The sequence below is a fragment of the Salmonella sp. SAL00653 genome (assembly GCF_046552515.1).
GTDB classification, from domain to species: Bacteria; Pseudomonadota; Gammaproteobacteria; order Enterobacterales; family Enterobacteriaceae; genus Salmonella; species Salmonella enterica.
Genome location: NZ_JBGDTY010000003.1, coordinates 91751 through 108705 on the forward strand (window position 1 = coordinate 91751; position 16955 = coordinate 108705).

At 50.2% G+C, this 16955-nt stretch carries 14 protein-coding genes, 2 pseudogenes and 1 riboswitch; of the genes and pseudogenes, 9 read left to right on the forward strand and 7 right to left on the reverse strand.

Translation table 11 applies throughout. The features are described from left to right. Positions 1 to 2 precede the first annotated feature (2 nt). Entirely contained in the window at positions 3 to 2492 is a 2490-nt protein-coding gene (locus ACLJRU_RS05075) for a fimbrial biogenesis outer membrane usher protein (RefSeq protein WP_023235693.1), read from the forward strand. Between the two features lie 15 nt (positions 2493 to 2507). Further along, on the forward strand, positions 2508 to 3515 hold the full coding sequence (locus ACLJRU_RS05080; protein ID WP_000765279.1) for a putative fimbrial-like adhesin protein: 1008 nt from the start codon (positions 2508 to 2510) through the stop codon (positions 3513 to 3515). Positions 3516 to 3776: 261 nt separating this feature from the next. On the opposite strand, the gene rcnB is transcribed toward ACLJRU_RS05080, so the two are convergent. Then, positions 3777 to 4091, reverse strand: a complete 315-nt coding sequence (rcnB, locus tag ACLJRU_RS05085; protein WP_000837534.1) for a Ni(II)/Co(II) efflux transporter accessory subunit RcnB — start codon at positions 4089 to 4091, stop codon at positions 3777 to 3779. A 281-nt stretch (positions 4092 to 4372) separates the two neighbouring features. Further along, a riboswitch (TPP riboswitch) is annotated at positions 4373 to 4469 on the forward strand. Positions 4470 to 4500: 31 nt separating this feature from the next. Between rcnB and thiM the strand changes: the two genes are divergently transcribed. The 3 genes and pseudogenes from thiM (at position 4501) to ACLJRU_RS05100 (ending at position 6867) form a co-directional block, all read left to right on the forward strand. After that, on the forward strand, positions 4501 to 5298 hold the full coding sequence (gene thiM / locus ACLJRU_RS05090; RefSeq protein WP_001540411.1) for a hydroxyethylthiazole kinase: 798 nt from the start codon (positions 4501 to 4503) through the stop codon (positions 5296 to 5298). Further along, positions 5285 to 6085, forward strand: a pseudogene (thiD, locus tag ACLJRU_RS05095) (bifunctional hydroxymethylpyrimidine kinase/phosphomethylpyrimidine kinase). The gene thiM and the pseudogene thiD overlap by 14 nt, the downstream one beginning before the upstream one ends. Before the next feature lie 35 nt (positions 6086 to 6120). Beyond that, positions 6121 to 6867, forward strand: a complete 747-nt coding sequence (locus ACLJRU_RS05100; protein ID WP_000434062.1) for a GntR family transcriptional regulator — start codon at positions 6121 to 6123, stop codon at positions 6865 to 6867. On the opposite strand, the gene ACLJRU_RS05105 is transcribed toward ACLJRU_RS05100, so the two are convergent. Genes ACLJRU_RS05105 through ACLJRU_RS05115 form a run of 3 tightly spaced genes read right to left on the reverse strand, consistent with a single transcriptional unit; the run spans position 6841 to position 10075 of the window. Then, positions 6841 to 7806 (reverse strand): PfkB family carbohydrate kinase, encoded by a 966-nt coding sequence (locus ACLJRU_RS05105; protein WP_001012671.1) that lies wholly within the window; start codon positions 7804 to 7806, stop codon positions 6841 to 6843. The genes ACLJRU_RS05100 and ACLJRU_RS05105 overlap by 27 nt on opposite strands. After that, positions 7803 to 8807: an ADP-ribosylglycohydrolase family protein gene (locus ACLJRU_RS05110; protein ID WP_000642793.1), complete on the reverse strand. Its 1005-nt coding sequence runs from the start codon at positions 8805 to 8807 to the stop codon at positions 7803 to 7805. The genes ACLJRU_RS05105 and ACLJRU_RS05110 overlap by 4 nt, the downstream gene beginning before the upstream one ends. After that, complete coding sequence (locus tag ACLJRU_RS05115; protein ID WP_001540408.1) at positions 8804 to 10075, reverse strand: nucleoside permease; 1272 nt, start codon at positions 10073 to 10075, stop codon at positions 8804 to 8806. The genes ACLJRU_RS05110 and ACLJRU_RS05115 overlap by 4 nt, the downstream gene beginning before the upstream one ends. A 253-nt stretch (positions 10076 to 10328) precedes the next feature. On the opposite strand from ACLJRU_RS05115, the gene fbaB reads away from it, so the two are divergent. Continuing rightward, a complete protein-coding gene (fbaB, locus tag ACLJRU_RS05120; RefSeq protein ID WP_000129590.1) occupies positions 10329 to 11381 on the forward strand; it encodes a class I fructose-bisphosphate aldolase in 1053 nt (350 codons plus the stop codon). A 52-nt stretch (positions 11382 to 11433) separates the two neighbouring features. Here fbaB and yegS read toward each other — a convergent pair whose 3' ends face one another. After that, positions 11434 to 12333 carry a lipid kinase YegS gene (gene yegS / locus ACLJRU_RS05125; protein WP_001273389.1) on the reverse strand — a complete coding sequence of 300 codons (900 nt, stop codon included), beginning with the start codon at positions 12331 to 12333 and terminating at the stop codon, positions 11434 to 11436. Positions 12334 to 12894: 561 nt separating this feature from the next. Here yegS and steD point away from each other — a divergent pair. Beyond that, the gene (gene steD, locus ACLJRU_RS05130) at positions 12895 to 13230 is read left to right on the forward strand and encodes a type III secretion system effector SteD (protein ID WP_001540406.1); all 336 of its coding nucleotides are present in this window, start codon (positions 12895 to 12897) and stop codon (positions 13228 to 13230) included. A gap of 121 nt (positions 13231 to 13351) precedes the next feature. Continuing rightward, positions 13352 to 13768 (forward strand): CesT family type III secretion system chaperone, encoded by a 417-nt coding sequence (locus ACLJRU_RS05135; RefSeq protein ID WP_001540404.1) that lies wholly within the window; start codon positions 13352 to 13354, stop codon positions 13766 to 13768. 9 nt (positions 13769 to 13777) lie between these two features. Here the strand turns inward: ACLJRU_RS05135 and ACLJRU_RS05140 are convergent. Further along, positions 13778 to 13957: pseudogene (locus ACLJRU_RS05140) on the reverse strand (non-LEE encoded effector protein NleB); the annotation flags it as partial. Positions 13958 to 14408: 451 nt separating this feature from the next. Further along, positions 14409 to 15770 carry a tRNA 5-hydroxyuridine modification protein YegQ gene (yegQ, locus tag ACLJRU_RS05145; protein WP_001540403.1) on the reverse strand — a complete coding sequence of 454 codons (1362 nt, stop codon included), beginning with the start codon at positions 15768 to 15770 and terminating at the stop codon, positions 14409 to 14411. Between the two features lie 163 nt (positions 15771 to 15933). On the opposite strand from yegQ, the gene ACLJRU_RS05150 reads away from it, so the two are divergent. Next, entirely contained in the window at positions 15934 to 16551 is a 618-nt protein-coding gene (locus tag ACLJRU_RS05150; protein ID WP_000977168.1) for a hypothetical protein, read from the forward strand. Positions 16552 to 16955 lie beyond the last annotated feature (404 nt).

The following is a 16955-nucleotide window of genomic DNA, read 5'->3' on the forward strand; positions in this document are numbered from 1 at the left end:
TCATGCTAAGGATGACGCCCATCGCTTCGCTTGTTTTATTGACTCTGTTTACCTGGCAAACGCAGGCTATCGCGACGGAAACGTTTGATACCCATTTTATGGTGGGGGGAATGAGAGATCAAAAAATAACAAATTTCCATCTGGATGAGAATAAGCCAATTCCGGGACAGTACGAACTGGATATTTATGTCAACAATCAATGGCGAGGTAAATACGATATCATTGTTGCCGATGAACCCGGTAGCACGTGTATTTCAACTGAGTTGTTGAAAAATATTGGAGTGATAAGCGATGGTCTGCAACCGCAGGGAGCAACGGATTGTATTGCGTTAAAAGATGTCGTGAGAAGCGGTGGCTATACTTTTAATATTGGAGTTTTTCGGCTGGATTTGAGCGTTCCCCAGGCCTATGTAAATGAGGTCGAGGCGGGTTATGTATTGCCTGAAAACTGGGATCGCGGCATCAATGCATTTTATACTTCTTACTATGCCAGCCAGTATTACAGTGACTATAAGAATTCTGGCAGTAGTGAAAGTACTTACGTTCGGTTCAATAGCGGTTTCAATCTGTTGGGCTGGCAAGCGCATGCGGATACCACATTTAATAAAACCGATGGCAGCAGCGGTGAGTGGAAAAGCAACACATTGTATCTGGAGCGCGGTATCGCTGAGCTCCTCGGCACATTACGCGCCGGGGATCAGTATACCTCGTCAGAGATTTTTGATTCTGTGAGATTTACCGGCGTTCGCCTGTTCCGCGATATGCAAATGTTGCCAAACTCGAAACAGAATTTTACGCCGTTGGTGCAGGGGATTGCACAGACTAACGCTTTGGTAACCATCGAACAGAACGGATTCGTTGTTTATCAGAAAGAGGTTCCTCCTGGCCCCTTTTCCATTGCGGATCTGCAACTCGCGGGCGGTGGCGCGGATCTTGATGTCACCGTGCGTGAGGCGGATGGTTCGATAAATACCTGGCTGGTGCCTTACGCTTCCGTACCGAACATGTTGCAGCCTGGCGTCTCTAAGTATGATTTTTCCGCTGGCCGTAGTCATATTGAAGGCGCCGATAATCAGGCCGATTTTACACAAATCAGTTATCAGTATGGCCTTAATAACCTGTTGACGCTTTATGGCGGTACGATGCTATCGAACCATTATAATGCGTTTACCCTCGGCACGGGGTGGAATACCCGGATTGGCGCCATTTCGCTTGACGCTACGCGATCGCACAGTAAACAGGATAATGGCGATGTATTTGATGGTCAGAGTTATCAGATTGCTTATAATAAATACCTGACCCAAACATTAACTCGGTTTGGTCTGGCTGCGTATCGGTATTCATCACAGGATTACCGCACATTTAACGATCATGTCTGGGCCAATAATAAAAATAACTATCGTCGCGATAAGAATGATGTATACGATATTGCTGATTATTATCAAAACGATTTTGGGCGTAAAAATACGTTTTCAGCTAATGTGAGCCAATCCTTGCCAGAAGGATGGGGCGCAGTATCACTGAGTGCATTATGGCGTGATTACTGGGGACGTAGCGGCACCAGTAAAGATTATCAAATAAGCTATTCCAATACGTTCCAGAAAATTAATTATACGTTATCCGCCAGTCAGACTTACGACGAGGATCATAATGAAGATAAACGTTTTAACCTGTTTATTTCAATTCCCTTTGACTGGGGGGACGGTATTACTACCCCGCGGCGTCATCTGAATGTGTCGAACTCGACGACCTTTGATGATGATGGATTTACCTCAAACAATATTGGTTTAACCGGTACGGCAGGCAGTCGCGATCAATTTAATTACGGCGTGAATGTTAGTCATCAGCGACACGATAGTGAGACCACTGCGGGGACGAATTTAACCTGGAATACGCCCGTTGCAACGCTTAATGGTAGTTACAGCCAGTCGTCCAATTATACTCAGACCGGCGGAAGTATTTCCGGTGGGGTTGTAGCCTGGAGTGGCGGGTTGAATTTATCCAGCCGGCTTTCAGATACCTTTGCGACTATGCAGGCTCCGGGACTTGAAGGAGCCTACGTTAACGGCCAAAAATATCGGACCACCAATAAAAAAGGAACGGTGGTTTATGACAACCTTACGCCATATCGCGAAAACCATCTTATGCTTGATGTGTCGCAAAGTAGCAGTGAAGCGGAATTACGCGGTAACCGTAAAGTTGCCGCCCCGTACCGAGGGGCCGTCGTGCTAGTGAATTTTGATACCGACCAGCGTAAACCATGGTTTATTAAAGCGCAGCGTCCTGATGGCTCGCCTCTTATTTTTGGTTATGATGTAGTAGATCATCATGGTCATAATGTGGGCATTGTTGGACAAGGTAGTCAGCTATTTATTCGAACGAATGATATTCCGCCCGAAGTCAGTGTACCAGTAGATAAAGAGCAGGGGCTTTCATGTTCAATCACCTTTGGTAAAACGGTTGATGAAAGTAAAGTTTATATTTGTCGGTAGTGGTGAGGTGGTGAAATGAAACTCTTTCTTTTTATCGTGATGTTATTGATTTTACCTGAAACATACGCAGCCTGTACGGGAGAAATTACTTATCAGGATAATTTAATTATTCGTGAGGATTTTACGATTAACCCTAATCAGTCCGCAACTTATAGCCATAATTTTAACGATACAACTTGTTCAGGGACTTATAAGATAACGCGTATGGATCCTTCCGATATCATCGTGGGATTATACAATGATACAGTAAAACTGAAGTTAAAAATCGCCTGGGCAGATAATAATACTCTCACAATGCCGTTTACAACGGGCTATACGGTAACGGTTGAACCCGCTTCCTCTGGGGCGAATGTAAATATTTCTGCCGGTAGTGGGAACAGTGTCCTAATCAACGGGGTGGTATCAATAACAAGCGCTTCTTCTGCAACTCAGTTTACGGCCGGTTTGCGGTTTTTAGGGTGCCTGCTAGCAGGAAGAGGCTGGAATGCCTGTGCCGCAGATTATAATAGTTATCTTAGAGGTGCAGGGTTATATTCATTTGATCTGTTTGTGTCCTACGATCGCAAGCAGACAACCTGCAAACCTGAAGATCTGACGATCACGCTACCGAATATTGCGCTTTCTGAATTATATAACACAGGCAAGGTCAGCAACAAAAATGCCGCGGATAATATTCGACTCCAGTGTGATAATCTTTTTGGTAATGCTAAACAAACATCGCGTAAAATGACGGTTTATCTCTCCAGCAGTGATTTAATACCAGATAGCTATTCTGTGTTGCGTGGTGCTGTGAATAATGGCGTCGGATTTATACTGGAGAGTGGTGGAAAAACGGTGAATATTTCAAATACAGCAGAGCAGGGTAATGCTTCAACGTTATGGAAAGTGGATCAAGTAGGCACGCCGCTCAACAGTGATATGATAACAATCCCTATTATCGCCAGTTATTATGTTTATGACCGAGACAATATAAAGCCAGGCGATCTAAAAGCGACTGCGCTGATCTATGTGAAATACGATTAATATATATGAGAAATATTTAAGATATATGGCGCGATAGGTGAATGAACTCCCGGTCACTTACAATAATAAGTGACCGGGATGACAATCTTTCTGCAATAAATTTTAATGTGGTATGCGGTAGTTTCAAAAGGGCGGGATCCAGAGCGAATCGGGTAGTGAAGGCAGTCAACAAAAAGGAAGTTTGAAGGGGATAGAGTGATTAAGGGCTAATAAAAAAGTAACATGGGGCTGTATTTCCCCCTCTGGATGAGGGGGCTTTTTTTATCGATGATAAAAAATCTCGCCATCATAGGCTTTGATGATTTTTCCATCGGTATCGTTAATCAGTACATACGCGCCGCCCATATAGGTCCAGTGAGTACCGGCATCTGGCGCGGGCAGATTACGTAATTTCCACTGTTTAATATTATACTCATCGGTGCGGTACATCTGCGGAACGGTATCGCCGGGCTTGAAGTGGGTGAAGTCGGCGATAAAGCTTTTTAACTCATATTGATCAATGCCCGTTGTCGCGGGGGCGGCCCATGCAAAACTGGTTGCAAGCAACAGCGCGCAAGGCAGCAACTTACTTTTCATACTTTTACCCTCCACATATGCGGGTCAGTTAACATCGTGTGTATCATTTCTGCTGGTGGCGTATCTGACAAGCGCTATTTTGTTATCTCACGCCCCTTTTCGTAAAAAGTGTAAACGAAAGCGTCGTGCAGCAACATATCCGCCAGCAAGTTTGCCAGAACCGAATAGGTTTTGAGAACTATCTGATAACGCTGAAATTATCGTCCGCGGCTGACTGTAAATTTACATTGTCTGGCACAGACAGTATGCTTAATAGCGAAACCCCGCTTAACACGGTGGGGCTTGACGACTCGGGGTGCCCTTCTTTGTGAAGGCTGAGAAATACCCGTACCACCTGATCTGGATAATGCCAGCGTAGGGAAGTCTGACACTGCTCGTGTCCCTTCTTCACGCGGGCAGGAGCTGAACCATGCAGCCTGACCTGCACTGCCGCACGCTTGCGGCGCATACGTTAAAACACTTTCGCGCGCTCTCCCCGCTTACGCACTGTATGACGAATGACGTCGTACAAACGTTTACCGCCAATACGCTGCTGGCGCTGGGCGCTTCACCCGCCATGGTGATTGATCCTGTCGAGGCCAGACCGTTTGCCGCCATCGCCAACGCCTTGCTGGTTAATGTCGGAACATTAACTGCCTCACGCGCTGACGCGATGCGTGCGGCGGTAGAAAGCGCTTATGATGCCAAAACGCCGTGGACGCTTGATCCTGTCGCGGTGGGCGCGCTGGAATTTCGTCGGCGATTTTGCCTGGATCTCTTGTCCCTGCGCCCGGCGGCAATACGCGGCAACGCCTCGGAAATCCTGGCGTTATCCGGCATGGCGCTGGGCGGACGCGGCGTAGATACCACCGAGGCGGCGTTGGCCGCACTGCCTGCGGCGCAGGCGCTGGCGCATCAGATAGACTGCATCGTTGTGGTTACCGGAGAGATAGATTACGTCACTAACGGTCAGCGCACGCTGAGCATTCCCGGCGGCGATCCGTTAATGACTCGCATTGTAGGCACCGGCTGCGCGTTGTCGGCGGTCGTCGCCGCCAGCTGCGCGTTACCGGGCGCCGCGCTGGACAATGTTGCATCGGCCTGCTGCTGGATGAAACTGGCTGGACAGGCCGCGGCAGAGCGTAGCGAAGGACCGGGCAGCTTCATCCCGGCTTTTCTTGATGCGCTCTATCATCTGGATGTGGAGGCGGCCAATGAAGAGAATTAACGCGCTGACGATTGCCGGTACCGATCCCAGCGGCGGGGCCGGTATCCAGGCGGATCTCAAGACCTTTTCCGCGTTGGGCGCATATGGCTGTTCGGTCATCACCGCGCTGGTGGCGCAAAATACCTGTGGCGTACAGTCGGTGTACCGGATAGAGCCGGACTTTGTCGCCGCTCAACTTGATTCCGTGTTCAGCGATGTGCGCATTGATACCACAAAAATCGGGATGCTGGCGGAAACCGATATTGTCGAGGCCGTGGCGGAACGACTACAGCGCCATCATGTACGTAATGTGGTGCTGGATACGGTGATGCTGGCGAAAAGCGGCGATCCGCTGCTCTCGCCCTCTGCGATAGAAACATTACGCGTCCGGCTGTTGCCGCAGGTATCGCTGATTACGCCGAATTTGCCGGAAGCCGCAGCGTTGCTGGATGCGCCCCATGCGCGTACGGAACAGGAGATGCTGGCGCAGGGGCGGGCGTTACTGGCGATGGGGTGTGAAGCGGTATTAATGAAAGGCGGGCATTTAGAGGATGCGTAAAGCCCGGACTGGCTCTTTACCCGTGAGGGCGAGCAACGTTTTAGCGCGCCGCGTGTGAACACCAAAAATACGCATGGGACGGGCTGTACGCTGTCGGCGGCGCTGGCGGCGTTACGGCCCCGTCATCGCAGTTGGGGAGAGACGGTAAACGAGGCGAAGGCATGGCTTTCGGCGGCGTTGGCGCAGGCGGACACGCTGGAAGTGGGGAAGGGCATTGGTCCGGTACATCATTTCCACGCGTGGTGGTAGTATACTGCCTACAGACCCGTCTTCAGGAAAGATAAATGGAACAAGCGCATACCCGGCTCATCGCGCAACTGAATGAACGAATTTCAGCGGCGGATAATACGCCGCTATACATGAAATTCGCCCAGACGGTAAAGGATGCCGTGCGCAGCGGTATTCTTGAGCACGGTAATATTTTGCCTGGCGAACGCGATCTCAGCCAGCTTACTGGCGTTTCGCGCATCACGGTACGAAAAGCGATGCAGGCGCTGGAAGAAGAGGGTGTCGTCACGCGCGCCCGCGGCTACGGTACGCAAATCAATAATATCTTTGAATATTCCCTGAAAGAGGCGCGGGGATTTTCTCAGCAGGTTGTCTTGCGCGGCAAAAAACCGGATACGCTATGGGTTAACAAACGCGTGGTAAGTTGTCCGGATGAGGTCGCGCAGCATCTGGCGATCCCCGCAGGCAGCGACGTCTTTTTACTCAAACGCATTCGTTATGTTGATGAGGACGCGGTATCGATTGAAGAGTCCTGGGTGCCCGCGCATCTGATTCATGATGTCGACGCGATTGGCATTTCGTTGTATGACTATTTTCGTCGCCAGCACATTTACCCTCAGCGTACCCGATCTCGCGTTAGCGCCCGGATGCCGGATGATGAGTTTCAGTCGCATATTCAAATGGATGGTAAAGTGCCGGTGCTGGTGATTAAGCAGGTGGCGCTCGATCAGCAGCAGCGGCCTATTGAATACAGCATCAGTTATTGTCGTAGCGACCTATACGTTTTTGTGTGCGAGGAGTAGCGCCTCGCGCGTGGGCGCGCAGTCGCCGCCGCGATGCCCGACCACCCAGCTTGCCACCGCATTTCCCAGCAGTACGGCATCCGCGAGCGGCCAGCCTGACGCCAGTCCTGCCAGCACGCCGCCAGCATGGCTGTCGCCTGCGCCGATGGTATCCACCACGGTTGCCGGAAACGCTGGCACAACGCCGGAAGATTGCGCGCTAAAATACCACGCTCCGTCTTTATCGTGGCGCACCACCAGCGGCGCGGAAAAGCGGTTTACCCATGCTTCGCCGAAAGTGCGCGTATCGGTCGCAAGCCCGGCGCGTTCCGCAGCGATGATGGCTTCCTGGCGATTGAGGGAGACGATGGGTCGGCAGGCCATAATGCGCGCCATTACATCGTCTGTAATATCACCGATTCGTGGGCCAAAATCGATAAAAGGCGTGACATCGTCGACGGTTTCCAGCCACTGGATCAGTGGCTCGCCACAGGACGAGGCCAGTTGATAGCCGGACAGGTAGACAAGACTGCCCCGCGGTGTCCTGAGCTGCGACAGCCAGTCCGCATTCCACTGGTTTTCCACGCCGCTAAAAGACATAAACGTGCGTTCGCCATCCGGTTCGACTAACGCCAGACACCAGCCGTTATCTCCTTCAACCGCGTCAATCACGCTGGATAATCCCTCTTTTGCCAGACGGCGGCGAATCCTCTCCGCCCACACGCCCTGGCCCAGCGGCAGCGCATTGCTGGCGTCAATCCCCAGCCGTTTCAACGCCACGGCAATATTCAGCGCACAGCCGCCGACATTGACGCTTTGTTGTTGCAGTTCAAGATCGCCTCCGCGACGCGGCAACGTCCAGGCGTCGGCAATGATATCGATTACTGCCGCGCCGATAACGGTGAGCGGACGCCGGGTATGCAGGGTCGGTAATAATGTCAGCAACCGTGCGCCGTTCATAGTGCCTCCCGCCGTTGACGATAACTCGCCAGCGCAACGGCATAGCGCGCAAAATCCAGCTGATTAACCTCGTCCAGCGTTTGCTTTAACTGGGGGTTAATGGCGCTTACCCCGTGCAACGCGCCGCAAATGGCGGTAGCCATCGCGCCGATAGTGTCGGTATCGCCGCCGAGGTTAGCGCACAGCACGGCACAGCGGTTAGGATCGGTATTCGCCAGCTCCACCATGGCGATAGCGCAGGGAACCGATTCAATGGTGCTGGTTCCCGCGCCGATGATCTGATAGAGCTGTTCGCTGGCAGATTCGACGCCGTCGGCGTGGCGGACAATGTTTAGCGCCAGTTCCAGACGTGCCGATAGCGAGGCGCTAAACGTGGTAATACGCGCTGTCTGCGCCTGATGGGCGACGGCGGGGAGCGAGTCGGCAATACTTTGCCACGTGTCGCCGTTAACCGCTCGCGAGACGGCCCAGGCGACAACCACGGCGCCAGCCACCGCCAGATCGGATTTATGCGTCGGGCTGGAGGCTAACGCTACTTCTGCTATAAAGGCTGTCAGGTTAGTTGGCGGCAACAGGCAGCCCAACGGCGAAACGCGCATGGCCGCGCCGTTAGTCACGCCGTTGTTTTCCAGCGCCGCGATGGGTTTGCCGTCGCGAATCGCGTTCAGCGCAATTTTTGACGTCGGGCCGAGTACATTTTTATTGAACGCATCAAAGCGTTCCGCCCAGGCGAGGATGTTACGCCCAATAATCTCGGGATCAATGTTGCCTTCGCATTCGAGTAGCGCGTCGGCCAGGCAGAGCGCCATTGCGGTATCATCCGTAAACTCCGCGCGGTTAAAATAGCAGGCGGCATTATTCTCTTTTGGCCCGGGCAGAAAGCGGTCAATCCAGCCGAAATGCGCTTTGACGCGCGTTCTCGGCCACAGCTCAGAGGGCATTCCCATCGCATCCCCTAACGCTTGCCCGTAAAGAGCACCGAGAATACGTTCTGCTTTCATTTTACTTCCCCTTGTGTCAACGCAATATCGCGATCGTCAATAGCAGTGATCTCTTTGTCCGATTCGCGAAAGAAAATCATAAACAGTAGCGCGATGACGGCAATCATCACTGCGCCAAACGTCCACATGCCCGCCCAGTTGAATGTCAGACCGTTAACCGGTTGCGGATAAGCAAACATTTTTTCCATCATCACGCCGCCGAGACGATAGCCCAGCAGGCTGCCGAATCCCTGACAGCAGAGGGTGATAAGCCCTTGCGCAGCGGTACGCATATGAACCGGAGCTTTTTTATCGACATAAATGTAGGCGGTGACGTAGTAGAAATCGTAACTTACGCCGTGCAGCAAAATACCGAGGAACAGCAGGGCGTAAGTGAAGTACGTCTCCGCGCCGCCATAGACAAAAAAGCCGTAGCGGATCGCGGCGGTAATAAGACCAAGCAATAACACCTTTTTAATACCAAAGCGCTTAGTGAAAAAGGGCAGAGCCAGCATAAAGAAGATTTCAGAGAACTGGCCGAGCGTCATCCAGCCGGTGGCGTTCTTCATTCCCACTTCTGTCAGGTAGCCGTTAGCGAAGATGTAGTAGAAGGCCAGCGGCATCGCAAACAGGAAGGAACAGAAGAAGAAAACGAGAAAGTTTTTATCGCGCAGCAGGACCAGCGCATCCAGCCCCAGCATCACTTTAATATCCATCTTGCCGGTGCTTTTTGGCGGCGTGTCTGGCAGACAGAACGCAAATACGCCCAGCAACGCTGAACTTGCGGCGGTTATGAGCAGTGGAGTGTTGGTGGGGGAAATATCGTTATAGCCTAACATTTGCGGCAGGAATCCACAGGCGAGGCCGGAGGCTATCCACCCAATGGTTCCCATAACGCGAATGCGTGGAAAATCGCGTTCAACGTCCGGTACGTTAGCGAAGGCAATGCTGTTTGTCAGCGCGATGGTCGGCATATAGGTCAATGAATAGGCCAGAAGCAGCGGAAAGAATCCGGCAAAGGTGGTTTGCTGCGCCGCGAAATACATCAGCACGGCGCCTGCAAACATCAGTACCGCCAGGACTTTTTGCGCCGAGAAAAAACGGTCGGTAACGGAGCCGACCAGAATCGGCGACAGGATCGCCGCAATGGCGGTACAGGCATAAGACCAGCCTATTTCACCGGCGGAAAACCCGCTTTTATTTAGCCATAGCCACAGGGGGACGAACCAGGCGCCCCAGATAAACCACTCCACGAACATCATGAACGACAGTTTAAAGGTCGTTTTCATTTTTGAATCCTTCATGACAGGTAAGGTACGCCATGACAATACCATTTAATAATACCTTTTAAATACCATTGAGCATTAATTTTGACCGATCTAACACTTTTTCGGACGTGAATCGAGTCAGCAGATAGCGCCGAAAAAATGCGCTAAAGTTGGCAAAAATGGTCGGTCAGTACCAGGCTTATTGCGACCCGCAATCTGCGGGACAGGACTATTCACCTTCCGATACCCTATCGGAACTTACGGGAGCATAGCTATGACTGATATTGCGCAGTTGCTTGGCAAAGACGCCGACAGCCTTTTACAGCATCGTTGTATGACCATTCCTTCCGATCAGCTTTATCTACCCGGCAAGGATTACGTTGACCGGGTGATGATTGACAATAATCGTCCACCAGCCGTTCTGCGTAATATGCAGACGCTCTATAATACTGGTCGCCTGGCGGGAACAGGATACCTTTCGATACTGCCCGTCGATCAGGGGGTGGAGCACTCCGCCGGCGCCTCTTTTGCGGCCAACCCGCGCTACTTTGACCCAAAAAACATTGTTGAATTGGCGATTGAGGCCGGCTGTAACTGCGTGGCCTCTACCTACGGCGTACTGGCCTCGGTTTCACGGCGCTATGCGCACCGTATTCCGTTTTTGGTCAAACTGAATCACAACGAAACATTGAGCTATCCGACAGAGTACGATCAGACCCTGTACGCTAGCGTTGAGCAGGCGTTCAACATGGGCGCTGTGGCGGTAGGCGCGACGATCTATTTCGGTTCGGAACAGTCTCGTCGCCAGATTGAAGAGATCTCCGCAGCTTTTGAGCGTGCGCATGAGCTGGGTATGGTGACCGTATTGTGGGCTTACCTGCGTAATTCTTCCTTTAAAAAAGACGGCGTTGATTACCATGTATCCGCTGACCTGACGGGGCAAGCCAACCATCTGGCCGCTACGATTGGCGCGGATATTGTGAAACAGAAAATGGCCGAGAATAATGGCGGTTATAAAGCAGTCAACTTCGGCTATACCGATGACCGCGTGTACAGCAAACTGACCAGCGATAACCCGATCGATTTGGTACGTTACCAGTTGGCGAACTGCTATATGGGACGCGCCGGGCTTATCAACTCCGGCGGCGCGGACGGCGGCGACACTGACCTCGGCGACGCGGTTCGTACCGCGGTGATCAACAAACGAGCCGGTGGAATGGGGCTAATTCTGGGACGTAAAGCCTTTAAGAAATCGATGGCTGATGGCGTGAAGTTGATTAACGCCGTACAAGATGTCTATCTGGATAGCAAAGTCACCATCGCCTGAGTTCAACGAAGAAAAGCCGGATGTGAGCGCATCCGGCCAGCGACAGGTGTTATTAACGTAGCAACGGGCAGTCCGGCGGCAGCCGACAGCGTAATGCGCCAGGCAGCACCTCAATATGAAATTCTTGCCCGCTGAGTGGTTCGCCATCCAGATTAAACGTGATTTCATGCGGTGCATGAATATCAAACCACGCTGAGGCGCCGTCAATAATATTCGGATTGTCATCTGACTGCGTGAGCGTGGAAAACAGCGCCGGCAACAGCTCTTCGCCGGTAAAAATCCGTAGCTGTAACAGTCCGTCGTTAATCAGCGCGGTGGGACATAATTGCTGCCCGCCGCCAGCCTGACGACCATTGCCAATGCCGATCACCAGCGCATCGCCCTGCCAGTGAAAGTTTTCGCCACGTATTTCGCAGCGATCAGGGGTCAGCGTATCCATTCTCATCAGACCGTGGATAAGATAGGAGACGCCGCCCAATGCGGCTTTAAGTTTTTCCGGCGTTTCGGTGGTAATGCGGGTGCCAAAACCGCCCGTCGCCATATTGATAAAACAGGTTTTATCATTGACCATGGCCATATCAATTTCCATCGCGTTTCCGGCAATCGCCAGTTTCAGCGCTTTGTCCAGCGCTTCAGGAATACCGGCGCTGGTGGCAAAATCGTTGGCGGTGCCGAGCGGCAAAAGGCCCAGTGCAGGGGCTACGCCGTCGCGGATCTGGATGAGCGCGGTCGACACTTCATTAATGGTACCGTCTCCGCCGCCGGCAATCACCGTTTCAACGCCCAGTCTACGGGCTTCATCAACGTAACGCTGCGCGTCGCCTTTTTCCCAGGTTACCCGAACGTGAATCTGTATACCTTCGTCGCGAAGTAGAGTAATGGCCTCACGTAGCGGCTGGTTATCAGCGCTTTTGCCATTGAGGATCAGTAAGCTGGCGGGAAAGTTAGCCATCCGTTATGCCTTAATAGGTTGAACAACAATCTCCAGAAAGTGTATAGCAGAAATGAAAAAGCGAGGTCAGAACAGGATGAAAATTGAAATGTTGCGCACTTATTGCTTTACCGTTTTTCTTCCTGCTGTACGCAGCGGTAAGCTAAGCATGGTTTAAGGCAAATGGCGACAAGAGAGATGCCGGTATGCGCATTGAGTAGTGCTTGTGAGAGTGCAAGGAAATCACAAGGGGTAGTCAGACGCTTTCCGATATAGCGCCTTTGATAACGAAACGGAGAATTAACAAGACGAACATACGTCAGTTATCAGTATTAATTTCAAACACTATAATATCAGATAAAAACCTGATATTTATTACCAAACATACTTTTTAATAGCATAAAATCGAAATGTTCTTTAGACTCTTTAGCAGAAACACGGCGCACTATTAGAAGCACGCTACTATATATCAAATAAAACTTATTTAGATGATGGCTTAGCGCGGTGTCCTATAGTCGTACCGTTGCCTGATGTATCGCTTTTCTCATAAACATAAACAGGCATGTGCATGAAGAGGTTTATATGAATGTCACTTCAGGCGTGAATGCGCAAACGCCATTGCTCGCTCCTTCTGAACGGTGTAATGACGAAAAACCGGTAGCTGAAATCGTTGATTTTAACGCTTATGGCAATAAACCCAGATGTTTAATGTGCCTGGGAACCACGGCATTGTTTACAGGTGTTTTCAGTGGGGTATGCTCAGGGGCTGTCGCCAGTGTCAGTAGTGGTACTGCATATACTACCGCCCTGACGGTTTTAGGCGCATCGTTTGGCATGGGGGGAATTGGTATGATGGGAATATGCGCCGGACTATACCTTAGCGCAAATGGCATCAGAACCCGGCCAGCCTGGCCATAAATGAGCAAACACAGCAAGTCATAGGGAAAAGACGAATTCCGACGATGACACGGGGTGTTAATCGTCCAGACCAGAGGCTTATGACTTATATAGGAACGCTTTAGATAGAGTATGGGGTGTTATGTATTCAAGAGCCGATCGCTTATTAAGACAGTTTTCACTAAAATTAAATACCGATTCAATTGTCTTTGACGAAAACAGATTATGCTCATTTATTATAGATAACCGTTACCGTATCTTACTAACAAGCACTAACAGTGAGTATATAATGATATACGGTTTTTGCGGAAGACCTCCGGATAATAATAATCTTGCTTTTGAATTTCTCAATGCTAATTTATGGTTTGCAGAGAATAATGGACCACATTTGTGTTATGATAATAACTCACAATCATTATTATTGGCTCTCAACTTCTCACTAAATGAAAGTTCTGTAGAGAAACTTGAATGTGAAATTGAGGTAGTTATTAGATCAATGGAGAATCTGTATCACATTTTACAGGATAAAGGAATAACTCTGGATACCGATTATACGTGACGGTGGGAAGGGGATTTGGTGATCTGGTGGCAATAGAGGATAATCAATCCCAGCAAAACTTACATGGCCTGATGAAGGTGGACTGAGCGTAGGTGCGATGGTTTGAGTATTACTTTGACATGAAATCAAACCTCTAATCCGGGAAAACATTATTTTAATCCTTGTAAAAGCGGCATTAAAACGTGCCATATTTTTACACGCTTAAATTATCAGTTTTTAACCTTAATTTAATAATCTGGAAACTTTTTGTGTAAGTTCTCACAAAGCAGTTATTGATTTAATTCACTGATGTTAAACGTAAAAGTCAGAATGCTAAGTCCTGAGTCTGACCAGATGCAGGGAGGATTGTGACTTGCTGGCTGGCCATGAATAGGGGAGGTCTCTAAACCTAAGCGCCCATTTGCGCTTTGGTTAGTGTGGTCAATTTTCGGATGTGGCGGGAAGTACCACTTTTTTATTGATTATACGCAAAAAATAAGCCTGCGTAAGGGAGATTACGCAGGCCAAGGAGGTGGTTCCTGGTACAGCTAGCATTTATGGGTTATGTTTTTCAGCGCGTTGAATAATACCCGCATTGAGCGAAGCGGTATGTGATCAATTTCTAAGAATCTTCCCGCCATGAAAAAATAACCGCAATTAACTACTTACCATGGGGGTTACGCGTTGATTCGCCTGAGAAATTACGCATCAATAGTGCGTAATCCAGCGTAACGTCCTGCGGGACGGGCATCCAGACGGTATAGCCATCGCCGGGTGCCACCGGCATAGCGTCTCCTTTGGCGTTCTCCATCTGTTCCAGGGTGAAATTGATATTTCCCTGCGGTGTCATCAGCTCCAGACTATCGCCAACGGAGAATTTATTCTTCACCGCCACGGCCGCCAGTTGGCCTTTACGCTCACCGGTGAACTCGCCGACAAATTGCTGGCGTTCGGAAACGGAGTACCCGTACTCGTAATTCTGGTAATCGTCGTGCGTATGGCGACGCAGGAAACCTTCGGTATAGCCGCGATGAGCCAGACCTTCCAGCGTTTCCAGCAGCGTAGGGTCGAAGGGTTTACCCGCGGCGGCGTCGTCGATGGCCTTACGGTAGACCTGGGCGGTACGGGCGCAGTAATAAAAGGATTTGGTGCGGCCTTCGATTTTCAGCGAGTGGACGCCCATTTTCGTCAGGCGCTCCACGTGGGCGATAGCGCGCAAATCTTTTGAGTTCATGATATAGGTGCCATGCTCGTCTTCGAACGCGGTCATGTATTCGCCCGGTCTTTGGGCCTCTTCTATCATAAACACTTTATCCGTCGGCGCGCCGATACCGAGCGTCGGCTCAACGTTCTGTACAGGAATCGGTTCATGCTTATGCACGATGTTGCCGACAACGTCTTCTTTTCCTTCCTGCACGTTATATTCCCAACGGCAGGCATTGGTGCAGGTGCCCTGGTTCGGATCGCGTTTATTGATGTAGCCGGAAAGCAGGCAGCGACCGGAATAGGCCATGCATAGCGCGCCGTGGACGAAAATTTCTATTTCCATATCCGGCACCTGCTGGCGAATTTCCTCAATCTCTTCCAGCGACAGCTCGCGGGAGAGAATCACGCGGGTCAGCCCCATCTGCTGCCAGAATTTTACCGTCGCCCAGTTTACGGCGTTAGCCTGTACCGACAGGTGAATCGGCATTGCCGGGAAGTGCTCGCGTACCAGCATAATCAACCCTGGATCGGACATGATCAGCGCATCCGGGCCCATCTCGACGACGGGTTTCAGGTCACGGATAAAGGTTTTGAGCTTGGCGTTATGCGGGGCGATGTTCACCACCACGTAGAATTTTTTTCCGAGCGCGTGGGCTTCATTGATGCCAAGCTGCAAATTTTCGTGATTGAATTCGTTATTACGCACGCGTAAAGAGTAGCGTGGTTGGCCCGCATAGACGGCATCGGCACCGTAAGCGAAAGCGTAACGCATATTTTTCAGCGTTCCCGCCGGCGAAAGAAGTTCTGGTTTAAACATCATTTTCTCGTTCTGATGACAGGTCAGATCCGCCTCACCTGATGAGGCGGCTTGAGGAGAGTCCTCACTTTAAGGGCGGGCATTGTACGCTTACGGACAGGCCGAGTAAATATTGCGAGAGTATATTGGCGCTAATAGAACACCGGATGTTAATGGAGAGCCAATGATGAAAATGAGCCGCACGGCCATCGCGTTGAGTCTGCTGGGAATGGTCGCGCATCCCGTTTGTGCCGCTCCGTCGTTTGAAGAGACGGCAAGACAGGTGATTATCGCTTTTCAGCAGCGAGACAACGCGAAAATTAATGCCCTGATTGATAAAAAAGTTGGGATGTATGTGCTGTACCGAATTGGGGCTGGGGTTGATTATAAGTGGATGAAAAGTTTTGATATTAATAAGCCGATACCCGGTTTTAACTACCTGTTGGGGCAGGTAGGTTGGTTTTCAGAGCATATTCCTGTGGATAACGAATTTGATCACCACACGGAGGCTGAGTACGTTTGTGAAAAGGGATGGGATCACGCCGGTTTTTTTGTCAGCTATACCGGTACTAATAATGCGCTGCTGACGTTTAGCATGGTGAATGGAGCGGATAGTGGAGATCAGGCGTCGGATACCCGTATAGCAAACGCCAGGCGGCTTGAGCTGCAATCAGAGCGAGTGGTGGCAGTGCCGAAAAAATGGGGTGATGGTTTGATTTTTCATCTGAGCGAACTTCATGGCTTGGGCAAAGGGTGGAGTTTAACGCTGCTGGATTTGGTCACGGAAGATTGTAGTGCGTGAGGCATATATGTTTAATCAGGGTAAATAGCTGCTTATTTATATCTTTCTGCTATCAGGATGTTATGGCACCCCCTCAATATTCAGAATTTAAATAAAGCATTTCCTGAATATGAAACTAATTCACTAAAAAATAAAGGTGAAATCACCTCGGCAACATGCATTAAAGAAAATACAAAAGGTCATTTGACTTATTATAGCGTCAGTGATCCCGTCTTTGACTAATCTGGCTCACGTTATGTATCCACTATGGGGAATCTTTATATATTCCGAAAAAAAACACAATGATATTCTTAATGCAGATAAGAGAGTAATCTTAGGGGGTGCAGGTTTGTAAACCAGGGTATGGCGGTAGCGTTATTTTTTAACGAGATATCATCAGAGGTAGAATTAACGATCGCAGACGA

Excerpts from the sequence above, each read along its gene's own strand:
- ACLJRU_RS05075 (WP_023235693.1), top strand. The coding sequence starts at position 3 with ATGCTAAGGATGACGCCCATCGCTTCGCTTGTTTTATTGACTCTGTTT.
- ACLJRU_RS05100 (WP_000434062.1), top strand. The coding sequence starts at position 6,121 with ATGGAACAAGCGCATACCCGGCTCATCGCGCAACTGAATGAACGAATT.
- yegS (WP_001273389.1), bottom strand. The coding sequence starts at position 12,333 with ATGGCTAACTTTCCCGCCAGCTTACTGATCCTCAATGGCAAAAGCGCT.
- ACLJRU_RS05105 (WP_001012671.1), bottom strand. The coding sequence starts at position 7,806 with ATGAACGGCGCACGGTTGCTGACATTATTACCGACCCTGCATACCCGG.
- ACLJRU_RS05150 (WP_000977168.1), top strand. The coding sequence starts at position 15,934 with ATGATGAAAATGAGCCGCACGGCCATCGCGTTGAGTCTGCTGGGAATG.
- ACLJRU_RS05080 (WP_000765279.1), top strand. The coding sequence starts at position 2,508 with ATGAAACTCTTTCTTTTTATCGTGATGTTATTGATTTTACCTGAAACA.
- ACLJRU_RS05110 (WP_000642793.1), bottom strand. The coding sequence starts at position 8,807 with ATGAAAGCAGAACGTATTCTCGGTGCTCTTTACGGGCAAGCGTTAGGG.
- rcnB (WP_000837534.1), bottom strand. The coding sequence starts at position 4,091 with ATGAAAAGTAAGTTGCTGCCTTGCGCGCTGTTGCTTGCAACCAGTTTT.
- fbaB (WP_000129590.1), top strand. The coding sequence starts at position 10,329 with ATGACTGATATTGCGCAGTTGCTTGGCAAAGACGCCGACAGCCTTTTA.
- ACLJRU_RS05115 (WP_001540408.1), bottom strand. The coding sequence starts at position 10,075 with ATGAAAACGACCTTTAAACTGTCGTTCATGATGTTCGTGGAGTGGTTT.
- ACLJRU_RS05135 (WP_001540404.1), top strand. The coding sequence starts at position 13,352 with ATGTATTCAAGAGCCGATCGCTTATTAAGACAGTTTTCACTAAAATTA.
- steD (WP_001540406.1), top strand. The coding sequence starts at position 12,895 with ATGAATGTCACTTCAGGCGTGAATGCGCAAACGCCATTGCTCGCTCCT.
- thiM (WP_001540411.1), top strand. The coding sequence starts at position 4,501 with ATGCAGCCTGACCTGCACTGCCGCACGCTTGCGGCGCATACGTTAAAA.
- yegQ (WP_001540403.1), bottom strand. The coding sequence starts at position 15,770 with ATGTTTAAACCAGAACTTCTTTCGCCGGCGGGAACGCTGAAAAATATG.